The sequence below is a fragment of the Paenibacillus sp. TY11 genome (assembly GCF_059772165.1).
Map to the genome: position 1 here is coordinate 123,084 of NZ_JCBAIQ010000008.1, position 14,724 is coordinate 137,807.

Below are 14,724 nucleotides of genomic sequence, written 5' to 3' on the forward strand. Positions count from 1 at the left end.
AGGAATTGCAGAGGGGATACGTTATTGCTGCGCGAGGATCATCTGATTTACAAGCAACATTTGTACGATATTGCGGAGGCTCATTATGATTAATTATATTACGAAAAATACAGACAAGTTGGTGTGCATACAATATGACATCAGCATAAGGTTCAGCAATCTTGCAAGCGCTATCCCAAGAGGATACTTTACGAATTTCCAGCAGCTTGGCGGAGATTTTCCAGCGTTAGGACAGGTGATTTAGCATGAGGAGCGTTCGTAAGAGCGTCAGCAGGAAGGCCAATCGGGAAATAAAGGCGAAATTCCGCTGGAAGGCTCGCGCTGCGTACCTGATTGCCGTGCTGGTCACGATCTTGTTGGGTTTGGGAAGCCGGACCTTCTCCTCCCGGTTGCCTGAATTCGTTGCCAATCACTTTGGGGATGCCTTGTGGGCATGCATGATTTATTTTGGGCTGAGAATGTTGTGGGTGAATCGTCAGTTGTCTGTAGCCCTGTGGGGCAGCTTGCTGTTTTGCTTCGTCATTGAGTTCAGTCAGATGTACCAGGCTCCCTGGATTAACCACATTCGAGCGACGATGCTGGGCGGCTTGGTGCTCGGCAAAGGGTTCCTGACCGCGGATCTGATCAGGTATACGGTTGGTATTGCGGTATCCTGGGCGCTGGACCTAGGCTGCCAAAAGCTGGTGGGGATCAATACACGTATAGACGATGACAAACCACTCAAATCACTCAAATAACAAGAAAAGCGAGGGTTGCGCTTGAAACAAAAGGGAAAGCGTCACAGGTTGCTCGGTAAGATGATTGGATTATGCGCAGGATTCAGCTTGTTGTTTGCAACCATACTTATTCCAGGGCAGACACTGGCCGAAAAACAACTTGCGGCGCCTCTTCGTTTTGACTTTGGCCCGGGGAACGTAGCTGACGGATACACCCAGGTCACCGCCAAGGATGCTTACACGCCTGAGCGAGGCTATGGATTTATGGATCTCTCCAAGGTAAGCGAAGAGGATCGTGGTGGCAGTGATGCTATTCGCTCGGATTTTGTTCGTGTTCAAGGATCATCATTTGTCGTCAATTTACCACCTGCGGATTACACGCTTTCCCTGATTGCCGGAGATACTGCCGGAAACATAGACATTACTGTTAAAGCCGAGTCCATCGTAAAGGTAGAACCTACCGCCAAAACAGCAGGACAATTTGTCGAGGCTGGATTTGAACTTGCACTCATCGACGGTCAGCTCGAATTGTATTTCTCAGGAAATGAAGCGAAGATTAACGCTTTGGTTATCACCCCCAAGGAAGCTCGAACGGCTGGAGAACATCCTTCGGTATACCTTGCGGGAGATTCTACGGTTCAAACCTATAAATCCGCGATGAAGCCTCAGGCGGGCTGGGGGCAAATGATTGCTCCGTTCTTTACAGATGAAACTATTTTTGTGAACCGTTCTATTGGTGGACGAAGCACGAAGACCTTTCTGGTACAAGGGCGGTTAGATGATATTTTACGGAATATCCGTCCAGGAGATTATCTGCTCATACAGTTTGGTCATAATGATGCTGCGATCAACAACCAGGAGCGTTATGTTTCACCGGCGGATTACAAAGTTTACTTGAAAACCTACATTCAAGGAGCCACCCAACGAGGTGCGACACCTGTGCTAATTACTCCTGTTGGACGCCGGGATTATGATGCGGCAAGTGCTTCGTTTCGGATTAGTTTCCCGGAATATGTGCAGGCCATGAAGGAAACAGCATCGGAGACAGATGTTGCACTGGTCGATCTTAGTCGTTTGAGTGTAGCGTACTATGATACACTTGGCCTGGAAGGAACACTCCCGTTATTTTTACATTTGGAGCCAGGGGTGTATCCTGCATTTCCTGATGGAGTGAAGGATGATACACATTTTCAGGAGTACGGTGCGGAGCAAATAGCCCGGCTGGTAGCCCAGGGGATCCGTGAGCTGAACATTCCTTTATCCTCTTATGTACAGGCGAAGGATCCGCAATAAAACGCAATTTCCATACCCATGGTATACTTAGAAAATAAGCTGGCCCTACCCAAAGATAGCATTGTTTCGGCTTGGGTAGGGCCTTAACGTCTGGATCTTAAGGAGGAAGTGAGAATGACAGTCGCTCAACTTAATAGTCTTATTAACGGTCAACTCCTCTATAATCAGCATCGGAGTTTATTTTATTTGCGCGAGGGATCTGTCCTGTTAGGACCTTCAACGGAAATGACGTACTGGCTGACGCAGAGAAGCTCGGAACTGATCCTCATGCTTCAAAGCTTGAAGCGTCAGCATACGTATAACGCTTTTGTAGCAGATGTAGCTGCTAAAATACTGTACCAGTTTGTAAATACCAATCAGTATCTACATTTTCACACAGATCATGCGAGGGAGCTTACGGAGCTGTATGATCGACTCTTCACCCGGATTGAAAAGCTGTTCCAGAAGAAATCTATAGATAGAGCAAACCTGGACTTGCTGCTCCAGCAGCATTACGGACATTTGAGAGATTTTTTAACTCGTACCAACGGACGTGCAATGTTTGCTAAGTATGCAGAGTGTGAGTATACCTTTTGGATACCTTGTGAGGAATACACGCCTGAGTTGCAAGCCAATCTGTTGGGATTGGAGATTGCTCGTTTGCAAGAGCCTGTTCTAGATGTCGGCTGCGGATCAGAGGCACGGTTGGTTACTTATTTACGTGCCCTTGGAATTGAGGCTTACGGAACAGATCGGTTGGCTGAAACAGAAGGTTGTGTCACTCAAGGAGATTGGTTAGAGATCACCTTTGAGGAAAGTACATGGGGAACGATCGTTTCACATATGGCATTCTCCAATCATTTTATACATCATCATTTGAAGGCAGATGGTAATATTCATGAGTACGCCCGCAAATATATGGAATTGCTCAGAGCCATTCGGCCAGGAGGGAGTTTTATTTACAGTCCGTGCCTTCCATTTATGGAAGAGCTTTTGGATGCCCGAATGGGTTATCAAGTAGAGTATATCCAGTCATCTGAAGGTTACAAAGCCACGAAAATAACGCGTATACATTCATAAGCGCTAGTGGTAGGTCCATTCATTTGTCAGATTCATTCTTGGAATGGTAGTATAAGGATAGATATTACTCTATTTGGGATTCTGTTAATGATGAAGATTCTCATGACGCGATTTGACACCATTAGAGGATGATCATTAGCAGCATAGCTGCCCTGAATAATAATGATTAGCCTACGGATAACGGAATTTTTCAGGGAAGATTAAACCATATTTTCCTAAAAGCCGATATATGGGAATGAGGCGAGAACATACTGTTATTATACTCGCCCAAAATGGATGTATATAATTGGGTTAGGAGAGTAGAAGAAGTGTCAGATCTGTATACGAAAAAAGAAGTAGAAGATTATGTAACGAACGTGGTTTTCGAGCGACCTTTAGGTGTAAGCATTTCAGCCATTTTACTGATCTTTAATGGAGCACTTCTGTTGGTGACACAGCTATTGACGCTTAATGCGTTAAATGAGGCTTCTACGTTAGTAGGCATTTGCAGGGGCATGTTTCAAGGATTTATCGCGTTACTCGGTTTGGCAGGGACGACTGCCGGTGTCGGTATGTTATTTGGTAAGAAGTGGGCTTGGTGGCTGGCAGTATTTTATTTTACATATGAGACCATGCGTTATGCGTGTGCAATTCTGTTTATTCCGGATATCCCTCCAACGTTGGGGGGTGTACAGCTAAACCCTGCTCTATACTACGTAAAATATGGTATGCGTATTATTTGGAATTTGTTGTTTACGTTGTTCATGTGTCGTAGTACAGTGACCGGCTTTTTTCAAACAAGTGGAATCAACAAGTGGAGAGCATGTATTGTATTATTCTTCATAAATGGAGTGATGGTTGGGATTGGCTGGTGGTTGATAAAATAAGTTCTTTTATATGAAGGAGGAGATGGATGATGATAAAGGAAATATTTCCGGTGCTGGAAACCGAACGGCTTCGTTTAAGACAGCTTACATTAGGGGATGCGGAGGATGTGTTCGCCTATTTCTCCAGAGATGAAGTCACAAAATATTATGATTTGGAAAGCTTTACAGAGGTAGAGCAAGCAGAAAAATTTATTCGTTCCATGCTAACCAGATACGAGAAGCAAGAGGGCTTTCGTTGGGGGATTACGTTAAAAGAAGCTCCTGAGCGGATCGTGGGTACAATTGGATTTCATAACTGGCACAAGGAGCACTCCCGTATTGAAATCGGCTATGAGCTGGCACCGGAATATTGGCGGCAAGGCCTGATGACAGAGGCGGTGAAGGTGGTAGTGGATTATGGCTTTCATTTGCCTCAGGTTCACCGTATAGAAGCCTTCATTGATCCAGATAATGAAGGCTCCAGACGGCTGCTGCTCAAAAGTGGTTTTACTAAAGAGGGTCACTTGAGAGACTATTTTTATGAAAAAGGTCAATTTGTCGACGCTGTTATTTTTGGATACCTTCGGAAAGAGCATCCCGTAGATTCGTAAGTTTACAAATACCCTTTGTCCCCGTAAGGCTGGAGTCGATCAAGCCAGGTCTGCTCCAGCTTTGCCAGTGCATCTTTGACATCAAAGAACGCTGAGTCCTTTTTCTTCAAAACGTCCAGCACTTCAAATTCAAACGAATCTTCGCCATACTCATTCCATTCCTGTTGCAGTTGTTTATTCTTAAATCCACCCATGTTCAGCTCAAAACGCCGCCCATTCAGCGACTTTAAATTCGGCGTGGAAGAGACGAAAATTTTCCCATTACGTGTATTGCGAATGCAATAGATTCCTGCCTCCGTTTTAATCTCCATGTACTGCTGCACCAATTCTTTTCTTCGATTCATTGTCGAATCCTCCTATTGTATAAACGTTGAGCTTCAAGATTCCTTCAACCAATATTCACTGCCATCCGGCTTGCGATCCAATAGATTGTATTCAATCATATATCTTCGCACCGTGACATAATCGTCATACACTTCCTGTAAAATCGCATTGATATCCTTCTCATGATATATTTGTCCCTTCACAAAACGGCCCGCAATTTCACGCAGCACAATCAGCTTGTGCTTTTCTTGCATTTTAAAGGTTTTCAGGCGTCCGTCTGTACCATTCGGAAAATACTTCGTGAGTACCTTTTGTCTTTCGTCTTCCGTAATGTTGTAGCGTTCGTCCACCATCCGTGCTCCTATGGGTACTTCTACAATGGCGGGAGCGTGGCGGTCCTTCTCCTTTAGCAGCTCCATTAAAGTGAGAAATACCTTGGCCTGCCGTTCTTTTTCTTTGAGACCAAAGCGATGATTACGTATGGTGGATGCGCTACCGATTCCGGTTTCCTTTTGAATATCCGCATCGCCCATGCCTTGATAAAATAGCTGAAGCAACCGATTCTGATGATCCGTTAGCCCGGTTAATTTTTTGTCCAGGCCGATCAAATAGTCAAAGACAGAACCATACGTCCGCTCAATATGAAGTCGCATGTACCTCTCCGCGTCATAAAATACCCCTTGATCCTGATATATGATGCCTTGCTCAAATCGCTGTCCGTCCAACAGGCAAATTACCTGCTCTCCTTGGCGAATATACCCACGCTTCAGTTCTTCGATTCCAGCATTCCAGAACAGTTCGGAATGATCCATTTTAGCAAACACCTCAATTAAATGATGATTATTTTATAGACAATATAACATTTTGTTTACCTTAAATCAATGAGTGGGATGATTCTAAAAGTATACTGGATATTCAAATTCATATAATGTTTAAAAAAGGATGTTATTGTTTTAAACATAATTTATGGCAATTTAAAAATATTTATATATTTTTCTTTATTTCGACAATCTTCGCTATATACAAATTTAATACGACATTGTTATCATATGTAAATCAAAATACATTTTTCTGAAAGAGGGCGAAATATGATTGAATTATAAATTATTTTTAATTTTAGTATTCTTCTAACTAGGCATTACCACTATATGCAGGAGGATGATTTTAAAAATGAAATTTTTTTTGAACGAAATGAGGCAGCGAGGGAAAGGAAAGAATGCTAAACAACTCTTTTTAATCATGCTTTGCTTATTTGTTTCTTTATCTCCGTGGAGCGTAGCTGTGTTTCCTCAAGCAGTAGTGTCAGCAGCATTTACGGGTGGAATACCAGATCTGTATCCACCACCAGACAGAGGAGGATCAATTGGGCCTCCTGAAGAAAAGCCAACGCCTTCAGAACCATCGTCTACACATGAAACTGTAACGTTGTCGGATGGTTCGATTGTACATGTGCAGGCAAGTTCCCCTTATATCAATTTCATTCGAAACAATGTAGTCGTTTATTCCAAAAATCTTGGGGCTGCATTATCGGTTAAATTTTACAATGTCTCGGTATCTTCCAATGCTATAACGGTAAATTACTTTTATATAAATGAGTGGAATGGATCCAAATCCTCAGGAACTTTTACATACTCAGGAATTGTCTTAACCACTCCAGCCAGTCCACACATAAGTTCCAATATTACAGGGATGACGAATCAAAATGTTCTTATCCAATTGGATAGTGTACCTGCTAATTCTAAAAGCGAGTACAAAATCGGTGTGAACGGTACGTGGACTCCATACAGTAATCCATTTCAGGTGTCTGAAAACACTACTATTTTTGCTCGTTATACAGATAAATACGGAAACCTCAGCACTGAGAATTTATTGGTGATTAGCAACATTGATAAAACACCTCCTGCCCCACCGTCATTCAGTAATAGCCCTGCGAATGAAGTAGCAAATAATATCAGAGTGACAATCAACTATCCTACTGATGCAGCGACAAGGGAATACCGTGTCAATCAAAGCGAATGGAAGGTGTATAACTCTCCCATTGATGTCAATGAGTATGGAACGCGCATACAGGCACGGGCAACAGATGGTGCCGGAAATGTGTCGCAAGTTACGGAATCGGTAATAAATTTGATTAATAGAGCGCCAGTAACGATTAAGGGCATTCCAGCTATCACGATTGAAATGGATGAGGGAGCCTCAAATAAAGATTTATCCGAATATTTTACAGAACCTGACCAGCAGCAGCTTCAATATTCAGGTACAAATTCCAACTCAGCCGTAGTCACCCACCAATTGGTCAAGGACTCAAGGGGGAATACCTCACTACTGAATTTGCAGCCCCAAAGTTCGGGAGAATCGACGATAACCATAACAGCTACAGACCCGTTAGGTAAGTCTGTATCGCAGAATTTTGTTGTAAAAGTTTTGGATACCAAATATATAGAACAATTGGCCAAAGCTGAAGCAGCGGTGGCACAAGCAGAGACAACCCAATTACAGACGGATGTAAATACAGCTATAGAGTTAATAAACAAACTTCGTGATCAGGACAAGGGCAAGCTTGTTGAAAGGGTAGTAGTAATACAAAAAATCATTGATGCAAAAGCTGCTTATACTGAACAATTGACGACAGCTACGCAGGCAGTTGAAAAAGCAGAATCTTCAAAATTGCAAACGGAGATTAATATGGCCCGCACTTTACTAGTGCATCTCAATGATACAGACAAACAACAGCTTAATGATCGATTGGATCGTATACCGGCTATTGATGATTTGCCCAAGGATATAACAAGTCCTTCCAAACCTAAGAAGTTAGTAGGTTCCAGACCTACGCCTAACAGCATTATTCTAACCTGGGAAGCATCTACAGATGATGTTGGAGTCGTTGGCTACGATGTTTATCGTGATGGTCAAATGATAGGCAATACTAAGGAATTAACCTTTCAAGTGGACCAATTAGAACCTCAGAAAATATATATGTTTGCAGTTAAAGCTAAGGATGCGGCTGGTAACTATTCGGAATTTAGCAATAGTGTTAAAAGCGGCTTATCTAGAAAGTATAAATATATTTATGACGCTAATGGAAGGCTTGAGCATATTGAACAGGATGGTCAGGTTGTTTTCCAATATCAATATGACTCTAATGGTAACCTGATACAGATTATAAAAGTGAGCAACTCCCAATAAATGAGATATGTAACACAATTTAAATTCGGGAATGGAGAGAAGAACTTGCGGTATAGAACAACAAGACGTCATATAGCGATAATCATGATTATTACATTTATTTTTGGCACAATTAGCGGCCTTGTTCCTCCAAATGTATTCGGTGCAGGGAAGGACAATTCGCAATATTCGGCGGATCAAATGGCTGCCCGATTTGGAGTCACATCATCTTTTCTTTCGGAACAATTAAAGAAAGGTTATTCATTAAATCAAATTTATACAGCGTTATATATGGCTGAACAGGATCATATAAGCTACGATCAGGCAGTAGCTTCGTTATTTCCTTCAGAGGAAAACCAATCACAGACTGTAACAAGTGACGTATATAATAAGCTATCGGATGCTCCACTAGATAACCTGATTTCTCATAGTGTTACAGATGATGTTTATCCAACTGATGATCCTGTTCCTACGAACAAAGTCACTGAAGATGTATATAAGACGGATTTCCTGAAACTAAATCTCATGGCGAATGTGCCACAGCTTCCACCTATTAGAGAGGAAGCGCCCGTTTACAATAAATCTTCCTTTAATGAAGCACCTTATTCTGTTGGCGACGATAAAGAATCAATATCCACTTTATCAGGTAGCTTGTCGCTGCAAAACACAGATTTAACTCTGCCTGGACGAAACGGACTGGGCTTTTCTTTGACGCGTCAATATGATACAAATCGTGCTCAATTTTTTGACAAAGGCGCTGAAATTGTTGACAACAGTGCTGCTGTGCAAAATTATTATGTCTACTTTAAGGCGATGATGAAACCTGTTACCAAGTCGTACAAGGTAGCCTATCAGCAAAAAAGATGGGTGCAAGAGGACACAGACGGTGATGGGAATGTTGATGTGAATACCTATAATCTTCAGCCGGAAACCAAAGTTATAGGCACATACACAACCTATGAAGCTGCTAGTCAAGCAGCGGGACAAAAAATAACCTATACTACAGCTCCGGAGTCCAGAGTAGAAAAGGACTCTCAAACGGGAAAATGGGAGAAGGCTTTTCCTGATACAATAAAGTACAGCAAAGATGGATTTACAGGAACATTAAACAAAGATGGACAAGCCAGAGTCATCAAGGGATCATATACAGCTCCAAGTTTTAAAAATGTATTCGGGGAACAATGTAGTGTTATGAATACGTTCTTTTATGATAGCGCTGGAAATATAACACGGAATTATCCAAGTGGTTCGTCATGTGGAGACTCTAAATTACATTACGACAGGGATTCATATGAAGGGGATTTGTCCTTAACAGGTATGATTGTTCCTCAAAGATGCCCTAGCTTTTCTCCTGGTAGAATCATGTGTAGCGAGTACGGAACAGCGTATTATTCAGGAACAGTGTTCAATAAGGGAACTGCTGATACCCGAGAATGGAGGCAAGATTATAGCGGAACCGTTACTAAGCCCGGTTATACCAGTGATATTGGTTATAGCGAGTGGACAAGTAATGGAAAAGGTGGAAGGACAAGAACGGCCTTTACCATGGAGGGCTCACCGCAAATTGAAACGATTGTTTCAGAGGGGCTCGAAACAGCCGTTCGTCGGCAGACAGCCCTGTTCACAACGATTGCTGAGGCTGAGCTCTATAGGGATTTAATTAACAGTAATCCTCAGACTGAAATTCCGAGTGACGATGGGAATAAATATTATATTGCAGCAGATGCGGACGCTACCGTCTTTGCTGAGATTGTAGCCTATCAACCTTCATTTATTTTTCAAAACCGTACCTATCCTGCCTTAGAAGATCAATTGAGCCCTCTTGGCAAGGGGTGGTCCTGGAATTTACCTTATGTAGAAACCAAAGAGGGTAAGCAGTACATGCACTTGGGGGATGGTGGCAGCTATGAAATTGAGGGTGACCAGCTCAAAGGTTACGACTGGAAAGGACTGACCTTCACTCCCGATACTTCAGTAACAGTTAATGGAGAAAATTCAGCATATGTATTAACTTCTGTTGATGGAATGAAAAAACAATATTTTTCCAAAGACGGGCAGTTGCTGCAAATTGAAGATGCATATCATAACACGATAAAGTTCAATTATGAACTCAATGCTACTTATAAACGCAAATTGCTTAGTAAGGTAGAAGATGCGATCGGCAACTCGATTGATATTCAATATACGGCTACAGACGTTACTTTGTCTAAAGGAAACCGTGCAGTTGTCTATCATAAACATACAGAACAAGGTGTTGAATTGCTGGATTCAGTGACAGATGCCGCAGGCAGAAAAACGACATATTCCTATACATTGGCACCGGCCAAGTTTAATTTGAGCGCGTCACATCCAGAAAGACAAATCTCTAATCCATACGCTTTGTTAACCAAAGTATTTCATCCTACTGGAGCCTCTACTTTGTATACCTACGAAGACCAGCCAGTAAAACGATATATCGGCTCCAATTCGGTAAACGAGGCATATCGAGCGGTCTCACGTGTAGATCAAATCACATATCAAAATAATCAAACGGAAAACTATAATCAGGAAACGATTCATTATAATTCTGATATGGGCGAAAGCTATGTGAAAGATACTTCGTTTTCTACCGTAACAGATAATGGATTAGTTCGTTCAACATTCAATTATAATAAAAAGTTTATTAGTGCAGACACGCCACCACAGTATTACCTGGATCAATCTGTGGTTAAAGCAGGAGATTCTGAAAAGAGCACAGCTTATCAATACGGTAAGCAGGTGACAGGCAAAGCATATACCTTACCTGTTCCAACCCGTACCTCGTCCAGCAATAATCAAAATGGAGATGTTTTGACAACGACTGCTGAATATGATGATTACGGTAATATGACAAGCTCAGTGGATGAAAAAGGGTCACAAACTGCGTATACGTATGACGACAAGCTTAGGATTAAAACCATTACGGAACCGATTGATTCCAACAGCTCTGGAGTTACAGAGTACATTCGAAACCCGCAGGGGAAAGTAACGCAGGTCATCGTCGCCAAGGATCATTCCGGGGGAGAATTACTACAAAAAGTAAATTATTCGGGTATCGATGCTTACGGAAATACAACGGTACAAACGATTGCGAATGGTAACAAGTCCGTGACTACAACAACGGAATACAGCAGTGGCTACGATCATGCTTTTCCAACGAAACAAAGTGTGGAGGTTACAAATATTGATGGAGAAAAATCCACAGTAACCATTCAGACCGATTATGATAAGTCAACTGGTTTAATCACTTCCTCGCTGGATGGGAAAGGTCAGAAAACCGGGTATCAATACGATGCTCTTGACCGCGTAAAGGCTGTAGCCTATCCGGACGGTAAAAGTATCCGTGTAGCCTACGATGATCTCGAGAACACTGTAACGGTTACGAATGAGCTGGGGATACGAACAAAGTCACGTTACAATGCTTTAGGCTGGAATATCGAGTCGGGGCTGTATGAAGGTAACGATTACGTGATCAAGTCCAAATCAGCTTATGACGCAAACGGCAGATTAGTATCCAGTGAAGATGCGCTCGGTCACCTGACACGCTATAGCTATGACGTTTGGAGCCGTACAACGTCAACAGCCTATGCGGACGGTTCACAAGCAGTAGTTGAGTATAATGATGCTCTTCGTCAAGTAACTCAACGAGACGGTGAGCTTAATGAACAAATTCAAATCTACGATAAATGGAATCGTCTGGTGCAAAACAAAGAAAAATCAGCAATGGATGGTATTGAGAAAAAAACTTCCAAAGTAGAATATGATGCTGTAAACGACCAGATTTTAAAACAAACCGATGCCAATGGTAATGAGACTCAATTTTCATATAATGCCCTAGGTGATCCAACATCTGTGACAGAGCCAAACGGCGAAACGACGAAGTACACTTACGATATGCTGGGTAATCTCACTCAGATCACGTATCCGGATGGTCATGCCAAGGTTAAAGCGTATGATGAATTGGGTAGAGTGATTCAAACCAAGGATGAGAAAAACCAGGTTGAGAAGCGTTATTTCGATACCAACGGGAACTTATCCAAGAAAATAGACCGCAATGGGAATGTAACTTCTTTTGAATACGATAGCCTAAATCGGTTGAAGTCGCGTGTAGGTAAAGATGAGACAGTCAGCTACGTATATGATGCTGCGGGCAAACGCCTAAGTATGACAGATCAGACGGGTACAACATCCTATGCATATGATCCGTATACGGAGCAATTAGATACCTTGTCTTACCCGGATGGTTTAAAGCTCTCCAATCAGTATGATGCTAATGGGAATCGAACCGAAATGACAGGACCATTTGGCGAGCAAGTAAATTACACGTATGATCAATTGAACAGATTAAAGACCGTAGGTAGCACAAAAGATAAGCCTGTTTCGGAATATTCCTATACCAAAAATGGATTGTTGGACACAACCGTATCTGCAAATGGTTATCGCCAGCAAAACCAATATAACGGGATCGAATTAGTTGAATTAAAGCACACACGATCTGATGCGGAAACGAACAGCTTTCAATATAGCTATGATCCTGGTAAAAATATCACGAAACGTACTCAAAATGGTGTAGAGGATTCATTTACGTATGATAAGCTGAATCGGATTGCTACCTCCACCGAAAATCAGGATGCTTATTCGTATGATGCCAGAGGGAATCGTCTTACGATGGAAACGGAGAGAGCTCCTCATACGAAGCCGCGTGAGAACAGCTTTGACGATCAGGACCGATTGACTCAAGTCAAGATTGACGGAAAGCTCGTAAAGTACCAATACAACGGGGATGGATTACTGACAGAACGTATACAGGATGGCGTTCATACCCGATACTACTATGATGGAAACAGTGCCCAAATTATAGCAGAGGCTATGATTGAAAATGGAAAGCCTGTTTTAAAAGCTAATTATATTCGAGGTCTGAAATTAGAGGCTATAGCCTATGCGGATCAAACCAAAGCCTATCCCGTCTACAATGGTCACGGAGATATTATTGAAATCAGGGATTCCTCCGGAGCCTTGCTGAATCAATATCAATATGATATTTGGGGTAATGAAGAGGTCAAGGAAGAAAAAGTTCACAACCCATTCCGGTATTCAGGCGAATTATGGGATGATACAACGGAGTTACAATACCTGCGTGCGAGATGGTATGATCCTGATAGTGGAAGGTTTATTAATGAGGATGCGTATGAAGGGGAGATAAGCGATCCGCAAAGCTTGAACTGGTATGCGTATGCAAATAATAATCCGTTAAAGTATACTGATCCAAGTGGACATAAAGTTTGGTTAGTTCATGGTACTTTTTCTGATTCAAGTACATGGAATAATAGTAAAACGTATATTGAAAAAGAGCTTTTTCATGAGCCTACTGATACTTTGGATTGGAGCGGAGGGAATAATAATGGAGCACGGGTTGAAGGTGCAGAGATAGTAGCGAATAAGATTTATAACTATCACAAATCTCATCCTAAAGAACCTATACGGATCATGGGGCATAGCCACGGAGGCAATGTTTCAATCATGGCAACTAATGTTTTAGCTAAGCGTGGGGTGCACGTTGATACTCTTATCACTATAGCGACTCCAATAAGAGGTTATCGGTTAGAAGAAAAAGTAGGACAACATATCAATGTTTATAACCATAATGATATTGTTCAAGTTAACGGAGGATTCTGGGGTTTAGGAGAAGCAAAACGCAAATACCCTGGTGCTGAGAATGTTGAAGTGAAATTATCATCGTATTTTTTTAGGCATCCAATAGAAGCCCATTCTGTAATGCACAAAAATCCTAATATTCTAGATAAATATGTTAGACCGCTTTTGTTACAACATAATTTTTCTGAAGCTAGGTATAAAAATTTAATGAAGAATAGAGCAGCAAATTAAACGGTATTCGCTAATTTAGATATGATTAATGTAAATTGATATGTAAAAACTAATGAAACATAGACAGGAGGGAGTAAATGAGTAAAATGCCTGTTTGGTTCAAAATAATATGGATGGTACCTATTTTTGTAAACATAGCAGCCTTAATCTGGTTTGTTTTAGGGTCAACTGGAGGGTTTCAACGACAGCAAGATTTAATAGAGACAGTGATACTAATGGTATGCGGAATTCCATCCATTATCATTGTGTTGATATCTCTAACGTATATCTGGCAAGGATGGGCACCATTTAGCGGAACAAAATATATAGTATCAGTGCTACTGATGGTATCATTACTCTTTTTTTCTTATCATTTGGTCGGAGCTACTTCTACCCGAGGGTGGTTATATGATGATGTTAGAAGTGATCCTATGCGACTCACGTCAGATCAAAAATATGAATATCGCATTGATTTAATCAATCCTTTCCAAAGAAATAGTCGTGAACAATTGCACTTAAAGGATGTTTCGTCTGGGATGGAAATGAATATTCCTATAGTTATAAGAAAAAATAGAGAACCTTATTTAAGTGGAAGTGGTGATGATTGGGCATGGGCTATCCTTAAGCCAACTAAAGTACCTTATCAGTATAAACTGTCTACATTGGAACAAGATAATGTAGAAGATTATAATATGGATTCCAGAATTTATCTAATTGATGTAGAGGCGGGTACTGCGCAGATAGTAAAATAGGATTTTAAACCATTTAACCACAATGCGACATAGTTTCGTGTTGTGGTTTTCTTAAGATAATGAGTCCTTCATTGCG

10 protein-coding genes are annotated in these 14,724 nt (G+C 41.6%); 8 read left to right on the top strand and 2 right to left on the bottom strand.

Annotation, left to right across the window (positions count from 1 at the left end; all coding sequences use genetic code 11):
* Positions 1-245: 245 nt before the first annotated feature.
* The 5 genes from AC6EJC_RS10980 (at position 246) to AC6EJC_RS11000 (ending at position 4,524) form a co-directional block, all read left to right on the top strand.
* On the top strand, positions 246-737 hold the full coding sequence (locus tag AC6EJC_RS10980; protein ID WP_444953998.1) for a ribosomal maturation YjgA family protein: 492 nt from the start codon (positions 246-248) through the stop codon (positions 735-737).
* 60 nt (positions 738-797) lie between these two features.
* Complete coding sequence (locus AC6EJC_RS10985; RefSeq protein WP_444954100.1) at positions 798-2,009, top strand: rhamnogalacturonan acetylesterase; 1,212 nt, start codon at positions 798-800, stop codon at positions 2,007-2,009.
* A gap of 114 nt (positions 2,010-2,123) precedes the next feature.
* The gene (locus AC6EJC_RS10990) at positions 2,124-3,068 is read left to right on the top strand and encodes a class I SAM-dependent methyltransferase (protein WP_444953999.1); all 945 of its coding nucleotides are present in this window, start codon (positions 2,124-2,126) and stop codon (positions 3,066-3,068) included.
* Positions 3,069-3,376: 308 nt separating this feature from the next.
* Positions 3,377-3,934: a hypothetical protein gene (locus AC6EJC_RS10995; RefSeq protein ID WP_444954000.1), complete on the top strand. Its 558-nt coding sequence runs from the start codon at positions 3,377-3,379 to the stop codon at positions 3,932-3,934.
* Between the two features lie 29 nt (positions 3,935-3,963).
* Entirely contained in the window at positions 3,964-4,524 is a 561-nt protein-coding gene (locus tag AC6EJC_RS11000) for a GNAT family N-acetyltransferase (RefSeq protein WP_444954101.1), read from the top strand.
* 2 nt (positions 4,525-4,526) lie between these two features.
* Here the strand turns inward: AC6EJC_RS11000 and AC6EJC_RS11005 are convergent, their stop codons facing one another.
* Both AC6EJC_RS11005 and AC6EJC_RS11010 read right to left on the bottom strand, forming a co-directional pair.
* Complete coding sequence (locus AC6EJC_RS11005; RefSeq protein ID WP_444954001.1) at positions 4,527-4,868, bottom strand: GIY-YIG nuclease family protein; 342 nt, start codon at positions 4,866-4,868, stop codon at positions 4,527-4,529.
* Between the two features lie 33 nt (positions 4,869-4,901).
* Positions 4,902-5,660 carry a DUF2087 domain-containing protein gene (locus AC6EJC_RS11010; protein WP_444954002.1) on the bottom strand — a complete coding sequence of 253 codons (759 nt, stop codon included), beginning with the start codon at positions 5,658-5,660 and terminating at the stop codon, positions 4,902-4,904.
* A 358-nt stretch (positions 5,661-6,018) separates the two neighbouring features.
* On the opposite strand from AC6EJC_RS11010, the gene AC6EJC_RS11015 reads away from it, so the two are divergent.
* The 3 genes from AC6EJC_RS11015 (at position 6,019) to AC6EJC_RS11025 (ending at position 14,648) form a co-directional block, all read left to right on the top strand.
* The gene (locus tag AC6EJC_RS11015) at positions 6,019-8,034 is read left to right on the top strand and encodes a fibronectin type III domain-containing protein (protein WP_444954003.1); all 2,016 of its coding nucleotides are present in this window, start codon (positions 6,019-6,021) and stop codon (positions 8,032-8,034) included.
* Between the two features lie 84 nt (positions 8,035-8,118).
* Positions 8,119-13,917: an RHS repeat-associated core domain-containing protein gene (locus AC6EJC_RS11020; protein WP_444954102.1), complete on the top strand. Its 5,799-nt coding sequence runs from the start codon at positions 8,119-8,121 to the stop codon at positions 13,915-13,917.
* A gap of 77 nt (positions 13,918-13,994) precedes the next feature.
* Positions 13,995-14,648: a hypothetical protein gene (locus AC6EJC_RS11025; protein WP_444954004.1), complete on the top strand. Its 654-nt coding sequence runs from the start codon at positions 13,995-13,997 to the stop codon at positions 14,646-14,648.
* Positions 14,649-14,724 lie beyond the last annotated feature (76 nt).